Below are 19,439 nucleotides of genomic sequence, written 5' to 3' on the forward strand. Positions count from 1 at the left end.
CTCTCCCCCCTCACCCCACCTCGTTCTCCGCCACCGCCTCGCCCCGTACCGTCACATCACCGCCGTAGAACAGGCCCGTGAACACCGGCGAGTACGTCAACCTGACCTCGACCCGCACCTCGTTGGCGTCCGCCGTCACGCAGTGGGACGCGCCCGTGTCCGCGGCGGACATGCCCATCTCCTGGGCGAAGGCCTTCACACGGGCGTCGCAGTTCTGGAAGTTGATCGGGGCGCCGCCCGCCGCGTTGCGGTAGAGGGCGTCGAGGTCGATGTCCTGGGCGGCGTAACGCGCCGCCTGTTCCGCTATGTCCGCCGCCCGTTCGCGCTTCGAGATGGACATGCCGCCGTCGATCACGAAGGCGGAGAGCGAGAGGAAGAGAAGGGCGAAGATGATCACGGCTCCGGCGCCTGAGCCCCGGTCGTCGAGGCGGGCCGACCGGCGCTCGCACCAGTCGCGTACGGGTAGACGTTCGGCATAGGGCACCCTTGGTCTCAGCAGCGTCATGCCGTCCTCCGGAACGGGTCCAGCGGTGAACTGAAGCTCGCCGTCAGCGTCGTCGGGATGTCCAGGCCGAGCATCGCCAGGCCCCGCACCTCGCAGCTCACCTCGACCGTGAAGATGGTGTCGGGCTCGAAGCCGGCGCTGGTCTGGGTCACCGTGACCGGGCCGGAGCAGATGTCCGTGAGGTCGGCCTCCGCCGCCTTCGCGGCCTCCGCCATCGCCGTACCGTGATCCTTCTGGATCGACCCGGCCCGGGCCGCGTCCCGCGCGGCCCCGTCCAACGCCCCGCGCCCGTCGACCAGTTGACCGAAGGCCACCAGCACCAGGATGAACATGATCATCACCGGGGCGAGGATCACCACCTCGATGGTGGACAGGCCACGGTCGCCCCGGTCGCCTCGGTGGTCCCGGTCGCGAACAAGGGTTGCCCGTACGCGAGTTACAAGATCAGGGATAGTCATCATCGGTTCCCGTCGTCCCGCACGAACCGCTCCACCGGGCCCACCGACTGCGCGTGCACGGTCAGATCCAAGCCCGGGAACACCGTGGGCACCCGTGCCGTGATCTCCACGCCCACCGTGTTCTGCTCCGGCTGGAGCATCGTCACGTCCGGCGACAGGACGAGGGCCGGACCAAGTTGCTGGATGTAGCTGTCCACCATGTCCCGCGCCTCGCCCCGCCACGCACCCGGCTGGTCGTGCGCCATCGCGCGGGCCTTGCGGGCTCCGGCCTGGGCCGCCGCCTGGGCGACGTGGTCCGCGAAGAAGTACAGCGCGAACTGTACGGTCGCGAAGATCATGAAGAAGAGTACGGGCGTCAGCAGCACGAACTCGATCGCGGTCATGCCGGAGTCGGACGTACGGGAGCCGGGCGCACCGGAGTTCGGCGTCCCGGCATCGCCTCGGGCGGACGTCGGCTTCCGTGCGGCCTCAACCCTCCTGCGTACCCATCCGCCTGCGCCACCACCCACGAGCAACAACCCCGTCAACTGACTCGACCCCGTACAACCCGTTCCCGTACGTCCGATCAGCAGGTGCCGCTCGCCTTGGCGCCCTTGATGCAGTCGCCGACCTTGTTGGCGCCGTCGCTCAGCGCGGTGTTGATGATCGCGGCGACCACGCCGACGATCGCCACGACGACCGCCGAGATGATGACCCACTCGACCGCGGACGCGCCCCGGTCCAGCTCACCGGAGCGGGCGCGCTGCACGCGGCCCCGCAGGAAGGTGACCAGGAAGTCCATTGCTGGGACCCCGGTGCTGAAGTTCCGTCCGTTCATGGTGAGTTGTCCTCTCAATGCGAAACGTGGGTATGGGTAGTACTGGGCCGGCGACGACTCAGACCTGGAACACGCGCATCGCCGCCGGGTAGATCAGGAACACCAGGAACCCGGCGCACAGCAGCAGTTGCGCCACGAGCATCGACTGCGACTTCTCGCCCGCGCTGCCCTCGATCTCCGCCAGTTCGCGGTGCCGCATGGTCTCCGCGCGGGAGGCGAGCGACTCGCGCACCTTCGCGCCGTCGTCCGCGACCAGGGCGAGGGAGGCGGAGAGGTCCTTGAGTTCCTCCACGCCCAGCTCCTCGCCCAGTGAACCGAGCGCCTGCCACTGGCTGGTGCCGGTGATACGGGCGTCCGCGAGGGCGTTGCGGATGCGCTGCGTGGCCCAGCCGTCCGACACCTCCGCCGCCGCCATCAGCGCCTCGGGCAGACCCCGGCCTCCGGCCAGGCTCATCGACACGAGGTCGAGGTACGCCCCGATCACCCGCCGCAGGTCGCGTCGCTTGTCGGCGGCGTCCCGCCGTACCTCCAGATCGGGGAGGAAGAAGAAGACCAGCGCGAAGAGCAGCGCCAGCCAGACCGGGATGGCCGGGCTCCTGCCGATGCCCAGCGTGAGGACGATGACGAAGAGGAACGGGCCGAAGAACAGACCGGTCGCCCCCAGCAGCACCTTCGTGGCGAGGAAGTTCTCCCAGCTCCGCTCCAGGACGGCCAGATCGGCCCGCAGCGAGCGCTGTTCCCAGCCCTGCTGGAAGTAGAAGTCCGAGACACGGGCGCCCACTTGGGCCCGGAGCGTGCCGATCCGGCCGGTGTCCTGGGCGCGTTGGGCCGACTCGTACGCCGTTCCCCGCGCCCGCATCGCGTCGACGCGCGCGACCTGCGCGACCGCACTCCGCTTCGACGGCATCAACGCCCGTACGAGGACGTAGACACCGAGGCCCAGGGTGGCGCCGACCAGCACGGGCATGGTCAGGTCGTTCATCGACGTACCCCCTCTTCGGCACCGGTCGCACCGGCCCCGTACGGCGGCTGACCCTGCGCCCCTTGGGCGGGGGTCTGGGACGGCCGTACGAACTGAACCGACAACTGGTCCCGTACCAGGAAGCGTTCAGGTGTCTCGATGGTCGACAGCTTGCGCAGCCACCAGAAGCCGAGGGCGAACAGACCGCAGACGCAGGCGAGTACGAGCTGTCCGATCGGCGTTCCGTACGGCTCGACGAACTCCCGGTTGAAAATGGCGAGTCCGAGGACGAAGCCGACCGACACCACGACAACGATCTGTACGGACCTACGAGTTGACGACCGCTGCGCCATGACCCGCTGCCGCATGTCGACCTCCTCGCGTGCCGACTTCGCGAGCGCGCCCAGGACCTGCCGCAGACCCGGGCCGCGCAGCCGCGAGTTGAGGATGAGCGCGGCGACGATGATGTCGGCGGACGCGTCGTCGATCTCGTCCGCGAGCTGCTGGAGCGCCTCGGGGAGCGGGGTACGGGAGCGGAGGCGGTCGACCATCGCGTCCAGGTGCGGACGCAGTACGGGGGCCGCCGCGCGCGCCGACGCCGGGATCGCCTGCTCCAGACCGACCGCGCCGGCGATCGTGTCGCGCAGCGACTCCGTCCAGGAGGCGAGGGCCTCCACCCGCCGCATGCCGGCCCGTTCCTCCGCCGCGCCGCCGAAGAGGCGGTCCCAGAAGAAGACGAGGACACCGGCCGCGATACCGGCCACCGCCCACCGGGTGAGCACCAGTACGGCGAGTCCGACGAGGGCGGCGAGCGAACCGCGCCGACCCGCGAACCGGAGGAGTTCGTTGGCGCGGTCGGCGGCCTTCTGCTTCTCGTGCTCCGGCTTGGCGGGCAGCCCACGGATCGCGATCACCAGCAGCGCGAGCCCTCCGCCGACGGCGACACCGGTCACGAGCGAGTACAGGACCTCCATGGAGAACAGTCCGCCCATGGAGCCGATGGAATTCATGGAGCTCATGGAGCTCATGGAGCCGAGCGAGCCGAGCGAGCCGACAGCCGCCGAGTACGTGTGCCCGTACGTCGACGAGACACCGCTGATTGTCGTCATGGTCACCCCCAGTTCCCGCCGGGCAACCGGTACCCGTGCGCGACCAGATCGTCGAGGCAGGAGATGGGCGCGTGCGGCACGACGCGGCCGTCCGGGGTCTCGGCGAAGACCTCGCTGGACAGGACGCGGCCGTCCACGCCGTTGACCTCGCGGACCGACGTCACCATGCGCTGAAGACGGCCGCCCGTCTGGTGGTTGTTGCGCCGCTGGATGAAGACGACGAAGTTCACCGCGCCCGCGACGAGCATCTGGCTGGCCTCGATGGGCAGCCGCTCGCGCGCCTGGAGCGCGTACGTGGAGATGCGGTTGAAGACCTCGTGCGAGCTGTTGGCGTGGATCGTGGAGAGTGAGCCGTCGTTGCCCTGCGACATCGCGTTGAGCATGGTCACGATCTCGTCGCCGAGCACCTCACCGACGATGACGCGCGAGGGGTTCATACGCAGCGACCGCCGCACCAGCTCGGCCATCGAAATCATGCCCTGGCCCTCGGAGTTGGGCAGCCGTTCCTCGAACGCCACGACGTTGGGGTGGAGTTCGGGAAACTGGTCGAGGCCCAGCTCCAGCGCGCGCTCGACGGTGATGAGGCGTTCGTGCGGCGGGATTTCGTTGGCGAGAGCCCGAAGCAGCGTCGTCTTACCGGCGTTGGTGGCACCCGCGATCATGATGTTCTTCCGGGCGCGCACGGCACAGGCCATGAAGTGCGCGACTTCCGGAGTCACGGTCCCGTTCCCGACGAGGTCGGAGATGAAGACCTTCCCCATGCGCGCACGACGGATGGAGAGCGCGGGCCGCCGGGTCACATCCATCACGGCGGACAGTCGGGACCCGTCGGGCAGCCGCAGGTCGAGCTGCGGATTGGCGGAGTCGAAGGGCCGGGAGGAGAGCCCGGAGTATGCGCCGAGCACCTGGATCAGCTCGATGAGCTCCTCGTCGGACTCGGCGACCGGTTCCCCGGCGACCTCACGCCCGTCGGAATACCCGACGAACACCTGGTCGTAGCCGTTGATGTCGATGTTCTCGACGTCGACATCGTCGAGCAGCGGCTGGAGCCGCCCGACGCCGAACAGCGCGGCGTGCACGGCAGCCGCGTACTGCTCCTCGGTCTCGGCGTCCAGCGGCGTGCGCCCGGCGTTGATCTCCGTACGCGCGTGGTCCTCAAGGAGCTGGGCGATGACGGCACGCGCGTACTGCCGCTCGTCCTCACCGGACATCGGCGTGACGCTGGAGGCCTGGTCGAGCCGACGCTGCTCGGAGATCCGGTCACCTGCGTCCTGCCGGAACCGCTTGACCAGCGAGTGGTCGACAGCGGTCATCGGCCGGCTCCGGCATGACCGGAGTACCCGGCCTGCGGACCGGGCCCATGACCGGGCATGTGACCGGCCGCCTGACTGACGGCCGACTGCTGAACCTGCTGAACCGGCTGAACCGGGGTGGGTACGGTCGTCCATGCGGCGCCGTACTGCTGATACAGATCCGAAGTCACCTTGCGGGCCGACCGGATGAGCATCGACTTGTCGAGCCGCCCGCGCCTGCGCCCCGCCAACTGCTCGGCCCCGGCCGGGTCTTCGGCGAGCGTGCCCACGACGCGTGCACCGGTCTGCGCGTGTACGAGCATGTCGTTGACCTGGTTGACCAGCTTGCCGGAGTTGTTCGGGTCGGCGATGAGGACGACCCCGACGAGGGGGTTGGCGAGGCTCGCGGCGCCGCGCGGACCGCCGTGCAGCTTGACGGAGAGGGCGGCGGCACGGTCGCGTACGCGGGCGATGGCCTCGGGCTCGGTGCGGGAGATGAGCAGTACGAGGGCGGCGTGCGGGAACAGTTCGACGGCAGGCGTGTCCCCGCTGATGCGTCCGCAGTCGGCGATGACGTCGGCGGGCGCGTTCGGGGAGTCACCGAGCTGCGCGAAGGCGCTGCCGAGGGTGGGCCAGAGCCCGGCGAGCCCGGCGGCCTGCTCGGCGATCCCGAGCCCGACGAGAACTTCGAGCCCACCGCTCAACGGCTGCACGTGGTCCCAGAGTTGATCGGGAACAAGCCCGCGTCGGGCGGTTGCCGCAATCGACAGCATGCCGGTGTTCGGGTTGAGCATCCCGCCGTGCGCGGCGGCACTGCGGTAGACGAGGTCACCGCCGGCCGGGTCGGTCTCGGCGAGCAGGGCCCGCCGGGGCCAGACCGCCGCGAGCGCGACGGCGGCGGTGGTCACGCCGGGGGAACCCTTGTCGGCGGCAAGGACGATGAGCGCCATGGTTCTGGTGCCGCCTTCAGCTACTGGGGATGAGCACGAGGGCCACTTGGCCGACGGCTGCGGCCTGCGCGAGGTCGGCGGCCCTGGCGCTGTCGACGGTGAGGGTGACAGGCAGGTTGGTATTGCTTATGACGTCACTGTCCTTGGCCTGCTGTACGCCGCTGACCTTGGCCTTGTCCACGATCAGACTGGTACCGGCACCGGACGAGGAGGAGCCACCGGCCCCCGTACCGGAACTGGAACCGGTACCGGTGCTGGTGCCGGTGCCGGACGAGCTGACGCGGTAGGCGGCGACGAGGTCACCCTGCTTGAGGCCGGTCGGGTACTGCCCCTGCTTGAGGGAGAGTCCGACGATGGCCTGTCCGGCGCCGAGGCCGGTCTCGTCGGTGAACATCTGCCCGACGGGGACGACACCCGCGGGGATGGCGCTGACGGCCTTCAGCTTCATCAGGCCGGACAGTTGCTCCCATGGGACGTAGTTGATGCCTTTGTCGTCGGCGACCAGGACGGACGTCGTGTTGTCCTTGGTGACGGACCCTCCGGCGGGAATGGGAGCGGTCACCTTGACGACCTCGATCCGGTCCCCCGCCCGCAGTACGAGCGTCGTCGCGCCCAGCGCACCGACCAGAATCAGCAGCACGGCGAGAGCGGCGAGAGCCGGCTTGCGCTCGCGAGGCGGCGCCGGGAGCCGCTCACCGGCCATCGGCTGAACGGGCACCGAGGAACGGCCGCCGCCCGCACCCGTACGCTCCTGGATCTTCACGCAACAGCTCCCCGTACACCCAAGACAAATATCGCCAATAGCGCCAACTGGCGCACCGAATAGGACACTTCACTCGCGGTGTACACCGTACGCAATGCGCAAAAGCGCGAATGTGCGCGATACACCCCTATTGGACGTAACGCCCGCCCAGCCGGCCAACCAGCCGACGCTGGAGTGAGTGTCAAGCGATGGCACCGTATCAGCCGCACATAAGCCCCTCAAGGCACGTTCCGGATCACGAGCAGCGCGGAGCGCAACGCTGTTCACATGCAACTACAGCCGCACAGCTTCCAGTTGAACACAGCGATACGGATACGAAAGCTACTGTGCACACGCGAATCCGTTGCCGAGTCGACACCCCCGACCCGGGCGCCCTGCACCACCACCCCACCCTTCACCACGGGTCTGCCATGAGGCCTGCACGATTCGCTCACGCTTCGCGGGCTCACAAGCGGCCGCGAACTCAGCCGTACGAGGGACACGCCTCCACCCGTCGTCAACTTGCGCACCGGCCTGAAGCTGCCGGATGGGTGCTGCTGTCACCCCAGGGTCCGGGACGCCACCCCTCCGGTCCCGATCGCTACCGCGAAGACGGACGAATCAGCGGGCTCCCGGCGCTGCCGTTATGCCAGGGCGGCCGGCAGACCCGCCCGGCCCCGAGCGGGTCTGCGGGGGCAGACGCGAAGGACACAGAACTCCTCGATTTTGCACCAATAGATTCACAAACACCCCTGCTGCAAGGCCGGTCCAGCGTGGCAGGACCACAAGTTCCCCAGATACCGTCAGGGCTCTCAGTCGTATCGACATCTCACGGGGAGCCCACCTTGAAGCGCCGCTCTTTGCCCGTTGCTGCCGCGTTCACCACCGCCGCAGCCCTTCTCCTGACGGCCTGCGGCAGCGGAGAGACCAACTCCGGCTCCAACGACAAGATCGCCGGCGCCGAACGGGGCGCGGGGACACCGACGAGGTCGGCGGAGCCGTCGGCGGCAGGGGTGGTGGCCAACCCGGACGGCGTAGACGTGTCCGTACCCAAGGACATGAACCTGGTCTTCGACTGGCCCAAGCCGGCCAACAGGAACGAGGCGGCTGCGATGGATGACGCCGCCAACTACGTCCGTGCCATCTACCGGGGCGTCGACAGGCGCACGACCAAGGACGCGGCCGTGATCGCCTACTCCACTGGTGGAGGGCTCCACTATGCGAAGACGCAGATCGACAGCAGGATCGCGGGCGGTTGGACAGCCACTGGCACCCGGCGCCATTACCAGGCCACCACCCGATCGGCCCCGAACGGCAACGCCGTGGAAGTCGCGTTCTGCGTGGACTCAAGCAAGTTCTACGGCAAAGAGATCAAGACCGGGAAGGTCCTGAAGACCACGCCCAGCATCGCGGACTTCGACTACTTCAAGATCGTAATGGTCAAGTTCCCCACCGGTGAGGGGCTGTGGCAGGCGTCCAAGGTGTTCGTCGAGACGAAGGCGGCGAAATGCCAGTGACCCGTTCTCGACGTAAGACCCGCAACGCCGGCACGGCTGCCCTGGCCCTGGCCCTGGCCCTGAGCACCTTCATCCTCACGAAACCGGCTTACGCGGCAGAACCAACAGGCAACGGCCAGGGAGCCGGCGCAGACCAGCAAGGCGGCAGCGACGACACCGGCATCTACGCAGCCGCCCAGGTCAAGTACTCCGGATCCGTCGCCAAGGGCGGCAGCACCGGCAACGTAACGTCCGCCGACGTCAACTGGACGCCCCCACCCTGCTGGTACGCCCCGTACCTCGGCGCCAAGGCTTTCAAGAAGAAGATGTCCGAGAGCATCGGCGAAGCCAAGAACACGCCCGGCATGGGAGGCACCGCAGGCGCGGCGATCGGCGACGTACGGCGCCACTTCGAGGACGACTACGGCTGGACCGACACCCCCGGCTACAAGGACTACAACGTCGACAAGGACGGCGACGGGATGTTCTGGGCCGGCATCGAGAACCCCGACGAGCCGGACGTCCTCAAGCGGACCTCGTGCACAGACCTCCCCTTCTGGGTCGACAACGGCGAAGCCCCGCCGCCCCAGTACGAAGAGGCCATCAGCCCGGAGATTCTCGCCGGCCTCGCCTACCAGCACATGCGGCTTCCCGACACCAGGGTCACCCTCGCCCCCGCCGCCAACACCAAGGTGAACCTGCCGACTTGGGCCTGGCTCGACAGGGCCGTCTTCGACGAGGTCCGGGCGACAGCGTCCCTCGACGTCCTCGGCTTCAACATCCAGGCCACGACCACCGCCAAGCCCGTGTCGCTCAAACTGGAACCGGGCACCGAGGACGCCGAGACCTACCCGGCCTCCGGCGAGTGCCCCATCAACGCCGACGGCTCGATCGGCGAGCCCTACACCACGGGCAGGTCCAACCAGACACCGCCGTGCGGAATCAGATACCTGCGCTCCTCGGGCGACGGCACATACAGGCTGCGGGCGACCATCACCTGGGCCATCGCCTGGACCGGCACCGGCGGCACGGGCGGCGGACTGCCCAACGGCACGTTCGGCGGCGAACAGGCGATCGCTGTGCAAGAGATTCAGGCTGTCAATCGGTGAGTGCGGCACCGTCACACCACGCACGGGGGGAGAAGCACAAGTGGCAGAACCGGACCTGACGGTCGACTTCGCGTTCCTCGCGGAGTCCGAGCGGAAGCTCGGCCAGCTGAAGAAGGAGTTCGAGGACCTTGAGAACCGTCGCGACGACATGCGCCGTCACTGGGGCTCCGGCGCGATCGCCGATGCCATGGACGAGTTCGTGGACAACTGGGACGACTACCGAACGAAGCTCGTCGAGGGCATCACGTCGGTCGGCGAACTCGTGGCCGGTACCAAGAAGGAGTTCGAGGACCTTGAGAAGCAGCTGAGCAAGCGCGACGAGAGGAAGCCGAAGAGGTGACAACATCTACGTCAAAGCGCAGGCCGGTCGACTGGCAGCCGCTCCGCGACTCCGACCCGGTGCCCGGCGATCCTGAAGAGATCCGCGCCGAGGTCCGACACATGGTGTCGGTCGCCCAAAAGCTCCGGGCCCAGGCCAAGAACCTCCAGGCCATTAGTAACGAGGACAGTCTCAAGGGCAAGTACGTCAAACGCCTGCGAGAAGACTCCGGCACGCTGCAGAAACACATGCGGGAGGTGGCCAGCCGCTATGAGCGTGTCCACGGTCATCTCACCACCTGGGCCAACGAGTTGGACGACTTCCAGACCGAGGCCGACAAGGTACTGAGCCGGGCCGAGGAGAAGCAGGACGAGATCGAGGCCGAGAAGGCCAGTGCAGCCGACGCCAGCGACAAGGGCGCTCCGAAGCTGTCCGGCAGCGGAGAAACTGAAGACCCTTTGCAGACGTACCGGAATCAGCTGGACACCATCACCGGCGAACGCGACGACCGGGCCAGCCATCACGCGCGCAAGATCAGGGACGAGATCGACGACGTCATCGAGGACTCCTGGTGGGACAACGTCAAGGGGTGGTTCCACGACAACGCGGACTGGATCAAGACCGTCCTCGACGGGCTGGGCTGGATCGCCACCATCGCCGGCATCGTCGCCATCTGGATCCCCGGCCTGAACCTCCTGGTCCTCGGCATCGCCCTGCTGACCATCGCGGCCAGATCCATGCTGGTCGCCTCCGGCGACGCGTCCTGGACCGATCTGGCGTTCGACGTCGGCGGGTTGCTTCTGATGGGCGTCGGCCGTGGTGGCATCAACCTACTCAAGGGCGCGAACAAGGTCACCAGCACTGCCGCCCAAGCCAGCCGAACCGCCGGACTCAAGGCGGGCCTCAGGTCGCACAAGGGAATGCTCAACGATCTGAGCAAAGCCATGGCGGGCGCTCAGGACGACGTATCGCGGAGGTTCTTCTCGGACCTGCGCAATTTCACCCTGAAGAAGATCTCCGGGGATACCGGCCTGGTCGCCAAGGGGCCGACGGAGGTGTCCGCACTTGCCAAGTGGGCGCATCTCGGTGACGACGAGGCAGCCGGGCTGTTCGGGCAGCTCCGTGCGAACAAGGGTGTGTTCTCCGATGCCGTATCGGGCGGGGCCTCCAAACTCGGGCACGTGGGATACGGGGCGTCCATGTTCGCCACCTACGCCGGTATGGGCGTCGACGTCATGGACAAGTCGCTGAGCAAGAGCGACTCCCTCGGCTGGCTGGACGGGCATCACCTGGTCCCCGGAGACAAGCCGTACAACGAGGGCTACAACGCCTGGAAGGAAAGCGGCTGGATGCCCTCGGCGGACACCCACTGGTAAACACTCGAATCTGCGCCCGGAACACCGGTGCACCCGGAGAGGAAAGCAGGAGACATGGCTGAGTCGTTCAGGGAACAAATGGGCACGGGTGCGAATTTCAGAGTGCGGGTGACCATCATCGGCGCCCTGGTATCCATCGTCCCGTTGATCGGAATCTCGATCCTGCTCCCCGAGGCCGGGCGCGACGTCCTGTTCTGGATCTACTGGACCGGGCTGACGGGCTGCCTGATCCATCTCCTGTGGATCCTGGCCAAAAACCCCATTCCCAGCAAGCGACCGCCCCTGCTGACGCGTGACCTCGCCATGGGCTGGGCTCTTCTGGTGCCCAGCCTTCTCAGTTCCTTCTGGCCCGGAATCGTCGGAAGCCCGCTGATCACGGTGCTGGTCGGCGCAACGTCGGTCGCAGAGAGGATCCGGAACAGCAGTGCCACATCCTGAGAGCACCATCGAAATGGAATCCGCCCGCGTACCCAACGGATTCAATCTTGTTCCGCCGCCCGGCTGGGACAACATCCCGCTGCAGATGGGAACGCGTGAGGCCATCCAGCGGATCGTGCAGAAATCCGTTTCCCAGCTACCCGTTGGTTTCCCGAAGGACGACATTCCCCAGGCAAGGCTGCGACTCACGAAAGAGCTGAAGCAGACGGTTCGGCAGGCCCGCAACTCCGATGGTCTGACGCTCTACCTGCCCGTGGAGCGGATGCACGGAATGCTGATCCCCGCCTCGTTCGTCGTCTCCGAGCCACTGAAGGCACCCACTGGTGACTCCGAACCCGAGGCCGTACTCATCGATCTCGCCCGGGACGCCGAGGATGCGTCGGCACGGGAGCTGGACGGAACGGCGTCCATTCGCACCCTGCAGAAGCTGCCGGCCCATCCGGAGAAGGGCGTCGAGGTACCGTCCTGGCGGGTGCAGTACACCGTGCCGATCCCTCACAGTGTCCCCTCACAGTGGCTGACGTTCTCCTTCAGCACCCTGGTCACCCCTGACATGGACATCGAGTTCACTGAAACGCTGGTCGAGCTCTTCGACGCCGTGATGACCACCTTCCGCTGGAGCTACGCATGATGCTCGTCGAGACCGACTCCGATCCTGGTCTGTGGTTCCACATGCCTCTGGGCGTCACCAAGTCGGAGTTCGCACAGTGGCTTGATCTCCAACTCGATGCGAGCGAACTACTCCATCGGCGCAAGCTCACCTGGCGAGAGCGGCGGCAGATGAGGAAGTTCCTTGAGAGCTCGGCGGCGATGCTGCGCAACCGAGTGGAGGCCGACCAAGCGTTCGTCTTCGGCCCGATGCCTCCCCAGGCCGCTCCACTCGTCTTCTTCACCAAGCAGTTCGCCTGCGACGAGGAGCACAGCCCGCTGCACCTGAGCATGCTGGCCGAACCCGGCCCGACCGGCGTCGTCGCCAGCGATCGCGTGGAGACAGTCACCTTCGTCTCGCCCCACTTCGGCGAAGGCCTGCGATGTCTGCGCAGTTGGACCGGCCAGGATGGCGTACTGATGCTCTCAGTCACCTACGCCTGGAACGACCCGGCCCACAACAATGATCTGGTGCTCAAAGGCCACTACGGCGACCCAGCGCTCCTGGAGGCCTCCTTCGACGCCATCGACGACTTCGCCCGGAGTATTCGGATCAGTAAGCAGTCGTGACAGGCAAGGCCTGAGGATCGTTGGCCGGAGGGAGGAACCCACGCTACAAGCTGGCCAAGGCACTCGTGGAGTGGTTCGACGCCGTGATGGCCAACTTCCGCTGGAGGCGGGGATGAGTGAGTTCTGGCCGATCATCGACATCGAGTACGTCGATGAGTACAACTGGGTCATTGTACCGCCACGCGCGGGCCCCTCCGCCCCGTTCCAGGAGTGGGACGACATCCAGGCATGGGGTCTCGACTACGCGAAAGACCTTTGGGAGGACCGTGGACTCGATCCGGGCCCCAATGGCGTGGACTTCGTCGCGGCGACTCTCACTCGCTGCGCCGAAAACTTCTGCCCACCCGACTCACAGCACTGGCTCTTCCTGCACCTCGATCACCCCACCGACCTCCCGATCCCCGTCTGCGTGGCCATCGGGCCGGCCCAGCGCCCCCGCGAGGAGACACTTCGCTCGCTGACCCTGGCGGACGATCCGGATGCCGTTGAGCCGCCGGTCGTCAAGACCTTCAAGGCCGAGCGGTTGGGGGAAGGCCTGACGACCTTCCGATACATCCCTCAGGACGACTCACCGCACCTGCTCGCCTGCGTGCGTTACGCATGGCAGGTCGAGGAACATGAGGCCGACGTCGTGATGTGGACCGCCATGGACGACATTCCGCGTCTCATGAGCGCCTCCGAGGACCTGGAGAACCTCGCGCACTCCCTGGCGATCTGGGTTCCCTGAGCCGAGACGCACACGCCGACGAGCACTACCCTGAGTTCCCTCCGTCCGTTTGAAGAGCGGCGGGGGGAACTGGCGTCGATGGATTGTGGTCAGCCGACCGCGCGTGAAGTATCGGCCTTGAGCACCTCGACGAATGCCGTGGAGGCTTCGAGGGAGACGGTGATCGTCGCAGCCTAACCCGCTGGTCGCAGACGCGTCAGCCCCGCTCGCCCCCGGCCTCGTACACCCGGTCCCATCGGCTCTGCCGTACGCCGCCCCACGTACCCATCGCCACGACCGCCACCATGAGGTACGCGAGCAACTCCCCGTACGAGGACGTGTCCACGTTCTCTACGGGGCGGGCGACGCCCTCGGGGTCGTATTGGACGCGCAGTGTGTCTCCCTCCGACACCCACGCCCTGCAGCCGTCCCCCTCCGGAACCCGGCACAGGCACAGCACGCGAGAGAGCACAGCCACCAGCGGATCACCGCGGCCCGCCGCCAGGAAGCCTCACCCGGACGCGCTCGGGCCTCACTCCCGCCCGGGGCGAATTCGCCGCCGTTCCGCCCTCACCCCCTCCTCGGACCGGACCTGGTCGCACCCGGCCACCACTCCCAGCCTGGCACGCCATCGGCGCCCTCTCCTCCGGGCAGCCGCCCCAGACCGACATCGAGCTTCGTACGAGGAAGTGAGGGTGAGGACGAGGAAACGTACTCCGGCGACTGCCGCCTCTGGCTGCGGCCTCGGTTACCTCTTCGCCGACTTCGCCAGTTCTTCGTCGATCTGTTCGAACTTGTCCGCGGCCATGGTCAGGTAGTCGCCCATGCCGTCGAGGCCGTCGAGTGTTTCCTTCGCGCCGCGGGTGAACTCCTCGAAGTTCTCGTCGAAGGCCTTCGAGGAGCTCTTCGTGACGTAGCCGGACTCGACCAGGTTCGCGATGTACTTGCGCAGGCCGTCCAGCTTCTCCTGGAGCTTTTCCTTCTCCTTCACGACATGCTTGGCAGCATCCCGCATGTCCTGGTATGTGACATCAAGGTCCTTGGCCATGAAAAGCCGCTCCCTCGTCAAAGTGCCGCAGGGCCAACCCCCGTGGCTTCCCTGTTCCAACGCAACCGCGTGGCGGACCGGTGTGATCGTCCGCTCTTGAGGCAGCAGCTTACGGGTGTGGCGTGAGGGGATACATCCCGGTTCTGGAACACCACTGTTCCCCACCGTTCCGTCACCGATTCCCCATCATTCGCATAAGCACGCGCACATCTCGTTGCCATAGGGAAGGGCTCCGAAGGGTCTCGGTCGTCTCCGTTGCCCTTCTGTCACTGGTAGCGGATATCGTCGATTCATACGGTGGCCGGCGTTGCGGAAGCGGCCACGGGGGCCGTTGGGGAGGACAACCGTGCGCCTGACTCTGACCGTCGTCGATCCGTTCGGCGGGGGCACCGCCGATGTCGTGCTCGACGCGGATCCCGAGTCCACCGTCGGGGACATCGCGCGCGAACTGGCCAAACAGGTCGGCCACAGCGGTGCCCGGATCATTCCGTTCGGGCATCACGGACACGGACAGATGCCCGCCAATAACTCGCCTCTTGTCTACGTGGACGGGTACGCCCTCGACCCGTCGGCCAACATCAGCGGATCACCCCTGCGCGAAGGGGCCGTCGTCAGTCTTCAGGATCCGGCGGGGTGTCTGCCCGGGGAGCCGACCGGGCTAGTCGAACTGCGGGTCGTGGGCGGGCCCGTCGCCGGGTTCGTGCACCGGCTCGGGGTCGGGCGGTACGACATCGGCAGCGGGCCCGCCTCGTACGTCCGTATCGACGATCCCGAAGTCGACGCCCGCGCCCTCACGTTGTCAGTCGCAACCGATGGCACCTGCCAAGTCGTCGTGCGGGGAGCGGCGGAAGGGGTCACCCTTGACGGTGAGTCGATTGAGGGCCTCGAAGGTGACTCGTGGCCCCTCGGCGGGCAGATCGCCATCGGCAACTCCCTTGTCGAGCTCGCCCGTTACATCCCGCCCAATGCCGCGCTGAAGTGGTCCGAGGACGGTGTCGGGCTCGACTACAACCGGCCGCCCCGGCTGCGCGCCCCCGACCGGCAGACCAAGTTCCGGCTGCCGTCGCCGCCCCGGGACTTCGAGGCCCGGCCGCTGCCCTGGCTGATGGCGTTGACGCCGCTGGTGGGCGCGATCGTGGCCGTGGCCGTTTTCGGGAAGTGGTACTACCTGATCATGGCCGGTCTCAGCCCGATCATGCTCTTCGCCAACTACTTCATGGACAAGAAGCACGGGCGCAAGTCCCATGCCAAGCAGGTCAAGGAGTACAAGGAGCAGAAGGCGCGGATCGAGAAGGACGCCCAGGACGCCCTTGTCGCCGAGCGGCAGGATCGGCGGCATGCCATTCCCGACCCGGCGACTGTCCTGTCCCTCGGCACCGGGCCCCGTACTCGGCTGTGGGAGCGGCGGCGTACCGACCGTGATCATCTGCTGCTGCGGGTCGGTACCGGGCGGTTGCCGTCCGAGGTCGTGCTCGACGACCCCGAGCGGGACGAGCACCGGCGGCAGGTGACCTGGAAGATCGAGGACGCGCCTGTCGCGCTGTCGCTGCGTTCGCTGGGTGTTGTCGGCATGGCCGGGCCCGGGGATTCCGCTCGCGCGCTCGGGCGGTGGGCCGTCGCGCAGACCGCCGCGCTGCACAGCCCGATGGACGTCCAGTTCTATGTGCTGAGCGAGAGCACCGCGCAGGGCAGTTGGGACTGGGTGCGGTGGCTGCCGCATGCCAGGCCCTCCGGTGGGCAGGACGTCAACGTTCTCATCGGGACGGACGCGGAGACCGTCGCCGCGCGGATCGGTGAGCTGACGCAGATCCTCGACGCTCGTAAGAAGGCCGCAGAGCAGAACAAGGGGCAGGGACAGGGGCAGCGGGCTTCGTTCAGCGACCCTGACATCGTCGTCGTGTGGGACGGGTCCCGGCGGCTGCGGTCCCTTCCCGGCGTCGTCAGGCTGCTGCGCGAGGGGCCGGCCGTCGCGATGTACGCACTCTGCCTCGACGCCGAGGAGCGGTTCCTGCCCGGTGAGTGCCAGGCCTTCGTCGTCGCCGAGCCCAGGGCCGAGGAGTACGCCGAGCACTCCGCCGAGCAGGCGTACGCCGGCAGTGCGGCCACTGCTCCGCCTCAGCCCCAGGTCGCGGGCGGGTTTCCGTCCTTCCCCTCCTTCCAGGCCTGGCACAGCGCCGCCGACGAGCCCGACCAGCGCGCCCGGGCCGACAAGCTGCGGCTGCGCGTCGAGGAGGAGAGCGCGGAGCGACTGGCCGACGTACGGCCCGACTTCGTTTCCGCCGCCTGGTGTCTGCGGCTCGCGCGGTCGCTGTCCGCGCTCCGTGACATCAGCGGCGAGACCGAGGACTCGGCGCTGCCCGCCTCCAGCCGGCTGCTCGACGTGCTCCAACTGGAGCCGCCGACACCCGACGCGATCACCGCGCGCTGGCGGACGGGCGGGCAGTCGACGATGGCGGTCATCGGGGAGTCGTACGACGGGGCGTTCGGCATCGACATCCGGAAGGACGGTCCGCACGGGCTCATCGCCGGTACCACCGGTTCGGGCAAGTCGGAGCTGCTTCAGACCATCGTGGCCGCGCTCGCCGTCGCCAACACCCCCGAGAACATGACGTTCGTGCTCGTCGACTACAAGGGTGGCGCCGCGTTCAAGGACTGTGTGCATCTCCCGCACACCGTCGGCATGGTGACCGACCTCGACGCCCATCTCGTCGAGCGCGCCCTCGAATCGCTCGGCGCCGAACTGCATCGAAGAGAACACATCCTGGCCGCGGCCGACGCCAAGGACATCGAGGACTATCAGGATCTGGTGCGGAGGGATTCGTCCCACGCTCCTGTTCCTCGCCTCCTCATCGTCATCGACGAGTTCGCCTCGATGGTGCGCGATCTGCCGGACTTCGTCACGGGACTTGTGAACATCGCCCAGCGTGGCCGGTCCCTCGGTATCCATCTGCTGCTGGCCACTCAGCGGCCGAGTGGAGTCGTGTCGCCCGAGATCCGGGCCAACACCAACCTCCGTATCGCGCTGCGGGTGACGGACGGCGGCGAGTCGAGCGATGTCATCGACTCGCCCGAGGCCGGGCACATCTCCAAGAACACGCCGGGGCGCGCGTATGTACGGCTCGGTCACGCATCCCTCGTTCCCTTCCAGTCCGGCCGTGTCGGTGGACGCCGGCCGGGAGCCGCGGACCCGGCGGTTCTCATGCCCTGGTCGGGGCCGCTGGCCTGGGAGGACCTGGGGCGGGCCGCGCTGAAGAAGCCCAGGGTCCAGGTGCGGGAGGACGATGAGATCACCGACCTCAAGGTGCTCGTCGACGCCGTGCGCGACGCCAACCGGGTCCTCGGTATCCCGCCCCAGCACAGCCCCTGGCTGCCCGCCCTCTCCGAGACGCTGCTGCTCGATGAAATCGAGGTCCCTGGTCCAGTCTCTGTCTCCGTCGACCCCGACACGGGTCGGCTGGCGCCCGTCCCGTACGGCGTCGAGGACCTGCCCGCCGCCCAGGCGCGCCGCCCGGTCGTCGTCGACTTCGCCACCTTCGGGCATCTGATGATCGGCGGCGCCCCGCGCAGCGGCCGTTCGCAGATTCTCCGTACGATCGCCGCTTCCCTGGCCCGTACGCACTCCACCGCCGATGTCCACCTGTATGGGATCGATTGTGGCAACGGGGCGCTGAACGCGCTGAGTCGGTTGCCGCACTGCGGTGCTGTCGTCGGCCGTAACCAGACCGAGCGGGTTGTCCGTCTGGTCAATCGGCTCAAGGGGGAGATGTCCCGGCGCCAGGATCTGTTGGCGGAGAAGGGGTTCGCCGACATCGGTGAGCAGCGGGCCGCTTCGACGAAGGAAGGGCATGAGGACCAGCGGCTGCCGCACATCGTTGTGCTGCTCGACCGCTGGGAGGGGTGGGTGCCCACCCTCGGCGAGATCGACCACGGGTCGCTCACCGACGAGTTGACGACGATGCTGCGTGAGGGTGCGAGCGTCGGTGTCCATCTCGTCCTGACCGGTGACCGCACCCTGCTGGTCGGGCGGATCGCCACGCTCACCGAGGAGAAGTACGGGCTGCGGCTCGCCGACCGCAGCGACTTCTCGACGCTCGGGATCCCGCCCCGCAAGGTCCCGGAGGAGATTCCGCCGGGGCGCGGCTACAAGAACGAGTCCGGTACCGAGACCCAGTTCGCGCTGCTGTCCCGGGACACGAGCGGGCAGGGCCAGGCTGCCGCGATCGCGGCGATCGGGGAGGCGGCTGCGGTCCGGGACGCCCAAGTGCCGCGTTCCCGGCGGCCGTTCAGGGTCGACAGTCTGCCGTCGCGGATCTCGTTCGCGGACGCGTGGGGGATGCGTGATCCGGAGGTCTCGGGTTCGCGGTTGTGGGGGCTCGTGGGGATCGGTGGCGACGACATCACCGGGTTCGGGCCGGACCTCGCGGTCGGTGTGCCTACGTTCGTCGTCGCCGGGCCGGCGAAGTCGGGGCGGTCGACGGTGCTGATGAATTTCGCGCAGTCGTATCTGGCGCAGGGTGTACGGCTGGTCGTCGCGGCGCCGCGTCAGTCGCCGTTGCGGCAACTGGACGGTGTGGACGGGGTGTTGAAGGTGTTCACCGGGGACGACATCGACGAGGACGACTTCGAGGAGGTCATCGACCAGGCGTCGGTGGCGGAGCCGATCGTGGTTCTTGTCGATGACGGGGAGATCCTGGAGGACTGTGACGCGGCCGGTCACATGAAGCGGATCGTGTCACGGGGGGCCGAGCGGGGGCTCGGGCTGGTCATCGCCGGGGACGAGGAGGATGTCTGCGGTGGGTTCAGTGGGTGGCAGGTCGATGCGAAGAAGGGGCGGCGGGGGGTTCTGCTGTCGCCGCGGGAGGCTTCGAGTGGGGAGTTGATCGGGGTGCGGGTGG

The 19,439-nt window shown here is 67.6% G+C and carries 20 protein-coding genes; 9 read left to right on the plus strand and 11 right to left on the minus strand.

The features are described from left to right. Positions 1–10: 10 nt before the first annotated feature. From AOK08_RS31940 to AOK08_RS31980, 9 genes are all read right to left on the minus strand, one after another. Positions 11–505, minus strand: a complete 495-nt coding sequence (locus AOK08_RS31940) for a TadE/TadG family type IV pilus assembly protein (protein WP_055532581.1) — start codon at positions 503–505, stop codon at positions 11–13. After that, positions 502–963, minus strand: coding sequence for a TadE/TadG family type IV pilus assembly protein (locus tag AOK08_RS31945; RefSeq protein WP_055532583.1), 462 nt, complete (start codon positions 961–963; stop codon positions 502–504). Before AOK08_RS31945 ends, AOK08_RS31940 begins: the two co-directional genes overlap by 4 nt. Then, positions 963–1,472, minus strand: a complete 510-nt coding sequence (locus AOK08_RS31950; protein WP_055532611.1) for a TadE family protein — start codon at positions 1,470–1,472, stop codon at positions 963–965. Before AOK08_RS31950 ends, AOK08_RS31945 begins: the two co-directional genes overlap by 1 nt. 56 nt (positions 1,473–1,528) lie before the next feature. After that, positions 1,529–1,780: a hypothetical protein gene (locus tag AOK08_RS31955; protein ID WP_055532585.1), complete on the minus strand. Its 252-nt coding sequence runs from the start codon at positions 1,778–1,780 to the stop codon at positions 1,529–1,531. Positions 1,781–1,838: 58 nt separating this feature from the next. Continuing rightward, positions 1,839–2,762, minus strand: coding sequence for a type II secretion system F family protein (locus AOK08_RS31960; protein ID WP_055532587.1), 924 nt, complete (start codon positions 2,760–2,762; stop codon positions 1,839–1,841). Further along, the gene (locus AOK08_RS31965) at positions 2,759–3,733 is read right to left on the minus strand and encodes a type II secretion system F family protein (protein ID WP_055532612.1); all 975 of its coding nucleotides are present in this window, start codon (positions 3,731–3,733) and stop codon (positions 2,759–2,761) included. Before AOK08_RS31965 ends, AOK08_RS31960 begins: the two co-directional genes overlap by 4 nt. A gap of 119 nt (positions 3,734–3,852) precedes the next feature. Next, entirely contained in the window at positions 3,853–5,163 is a 1,311-nt protein-coding gene (locus tag AOK08_RS31970) for a TadA family conjugal transfer-associated ATPase (RefSeq protein WP_055532589.1), read from the minus strand. Next, complete coding sequence (locus tag AOK08_RS31975; RefSeq protein ID WP_055532592.1) at positions 5,160–6,092, minus strand: hypothetical protein; 933 nt, start codon at positions 6,090–6,092, stop codon at positions 5,160–5,162. Before AOK08_RS31975 ends, AOK08_RS31970 begins: the two co-directional genes overlap by 4 nt. 16 nt (positions 6,093–6,108) lie before the next feature. Further along, entirely contained in the window at positions 6,109–6,855 is a 747-nt protein-coding gene (locus AOK08_RS31980; protein ID WP_055532594.1) for a hypothetical protein, read from the minus strand. Positions 6,856–7,679: 824 nt separating this feature from the next. Here AOK08_RS31980 and AOK08_RS31985 point away from each other — a divergent pair. The 8 genes from AOK08_RS31985 to AOK08_RS32020 all read left to right on the plus strand — a co-directional run bounded on the left by AOK08_RS31985 (position 7,680) and on the right by AOK08_RS32020 (position 13,517). Beyond that, a complete protein-coding gene (locus tag AOK08_RS31985) occupies positions 7,680–8,351 on the plus strand; it encodes a hypothetical protein (protein WP_198539457.1) in 672 nt (223 codons plus the stop codon). After that, a complete protein-coding gene (locus AOK08_RS31990) occupies positions 8,342–9,439 on the plus strand; it encodes a hypothetical protein (RefSeq protein ID WP_055532595.1) in 1,098 nt (365 codons plus the stop codon). Before AOK08_RS31985 ends, AOK08_RS31990 begins: the two co-directional genes overlap by 10 nt. Positions 9,440–9,479: 40 nt before the next feature. Then, on the plus strand, positions 9,480–9,779 hold the full coding sequence (locus tag AOK08_RS31995; protein ID WP_055532597.1) for a WXG100 family type VII secretion target: 300 nt from the start codon (positions 9,480–9,482) through the stop codon (positions 9,777–9,779). Beyond that, positions 9,776–11,134, plus strand: a complete 1,359-nt coding sequence (locus AOK08_RS32000; protein WP_241827173.1) for an AAA family ATPase — start codon at positions 9,776–9,778, stop codon at positions 11,132–11,134. The genes AOK08_RS31995 and AOK08_RS32000 overlap by 4 nt, the downstream gene beginning before the upstream one ends. Before the next feature lie 54 nt (positions 11,135–11,188). Beyond that, positions 11,189–11,572 (plus strand): hypothetical protein, encoded by a 384-nt coding sequence (locus AOK08_RS32005; RefSeq protein WP_063794176.1) that lies wholly within the window; start codon positions 11,189–11,191, stop codon positions 11,570–11,572. Between the two features lie 13 nt (positions 11,573–11,585). After that, positions 11,586–12,203 (plus strand): hypothetical protein, encoded by a 618-nt coding sequence (locus AOK08_RS32010; protein ID WP_055532603.1) that lies wholly within the window; start codon positions 11,586–11,588, stop codon positions 12,201–12,203. Then, positions 12,200–12,790 (plus strand): hypothetical protein, encoded by a 591-nt coding sequence (locus AOK08_RS32015; RefSeq protein WP_055532605.1) that lies wholly within the window; start codon positions 12,200–12,202, stop codon positions 12,788–12,790. The genes AOK08_RS32010 and AOK08_RS32015 overlap by 4 nt, the downstream gene beginning before the upstream one ends. A 112-nt stretch (positions 12,791–12,902) precedes the next feature. Further along, positions 12,903–13,517, plus strand: a complete 615-nt coding sequence (locus AOK08_RS32020) for a hypothetical protein (protein WP_055532607.1) — start codon at positions 12,903–12,905, stop codon at positions 13,515–13,517. 196 nt (positions 13,518–13,713) lie between these two features. Here AOK08_RS32020 and AOK08_RS32025 read toward each other — a convergent pair whose 3' ends face one another. Then, positions 13,714–13,974 (minus strand): hypothetical protein, encoded by a 261-nt coding sequence (locus AOK08_RS32025; protein WP_198539458.1) that lies wholly within the window; start codon positions 13,972–13,974, stop codon positions 13,714–13,716. A 270-nt stretch (positions 13,975–14,244) separates the two neighbouring features. Continuing rightward, positions 14,245–14,544, minus strand: coding sequence for a WXG100 family type VII secretion target (locus AOK08_RS32030; protein WP_063794177.1), 300 nt, complete (start codon positions 14,542–14,544; stop codon positions 14,245–14,247). Positions 14,545–14,890: 346 nt separating this feature from the next. On the opposite strand from AOK08_RS32030, the gene AOK08_RS32035 reads away from it, so the two are divergent. Continuing rightward, on the plus strand, positions 14,891–19,439 hold a 4,549-nt coding region (locus tag AOK08_RS32035), incomplete at its 3' end, for an FtsK/SpoIIIE domain-containing protein (RefSeq protein WP_055532609.1).

This window comes from Streptomyces graminilatus (assembly GCF_001418565.1).
GTDB lineage: Bacteria > Actinomycetota > Actinomycetes > Streptomycetales > Streptomycetaceae > Streptomyces > Streptomyces graminilatus.

Coding starts and splice junctions, on each gene's coding strand:
- AOK08_RS31940 (WP_055532581.1), bottom strand. CDS start 505: ATGACGCTGCTGAGACCAAGGGTGCCCTATGCCGAACGTCTACCCGTA.
- AOK08_RS31945 (WP_055532583.1), bottom strand. CDS start 963: ATGACTATCCCTGATCTTGTAACTCGCGTACGGGCAACCCTTGTTCGC.
- AOK08_RS31955 (WP_055532585.1), bottom strand. CDS start 1,780: ATGAACGGACGGAACTTCAGCACCGGGGTCCCAGCAATGGACTTCCTG.
- AOK08_RS31960 (WP_055532587.1), bottom strand. CDS start 2,762: ATGAACGACCTGACCATGCCCGTGCTGGTCGGCGCCACCCTGGGCCTC.
- AOK08_RS31965 (WP_055532612.1), bottom strand. CDS start 3,733: ATGGGCGGACTGTTCTCCATGGAGGTCCTGTACTCGCTCGTGACCGGT.
- AOK08_RS31970 (WP_055532589.1), bottom strand. CDS start 5,163: ATGACCGCTGTCGACCACTCGCTGGTCAAGCGGTTCCGGCAGGACGCA.
- AOK08_RS31975 (WP_055532592.1), bottom strand. CDS start 6,092: ATGGCGCTCATCGTCCTTGCCGCCGACAAGGGTTCCCCCGGCGTGACC.
- AOK08_RS31990 (WP_055532595.1), top strand. CDS start 8,342: ATGCCAGTGACCCGTTCTCGACGTAAGACCCGCAACGCCGGCACGGCT.
- AOK08_RS32005 (WP_063794176.1), top strand. CDS start 11,189: ATGGCTGAGTCGTTCAGGGAACAAATGGGCACGGGTGCGAATTTCAGA.
- AOK08_RS32010 (WP_055532603.1), top strand. CDS start 11,586: ATGGAATCCGCCCGCGTACCCAACGGATTCAATCTTGTTCCGCCGCCC.
- AOK08_RS32015 (WP_055532605.1), top strand. CDS start 12,200: ATGATGCTCGTCGAGACCGACTCCGATCCTGGTCTGTGGTTCCACATG.
- AOK08_RS32020 (WP_055532607.1), top strand. CDS start 12,903: ATGAGTGAGTTCTGGCCGATCATCGACATCGAGTACGTCGATGAGTAC.
- AOK08_RS32030 (WP_063794177.1), bottom strand. CDS start 14,544: ATGGCCAAGGACCTTGATGTCACATACCAGGACATGCGGGATGCTGCC.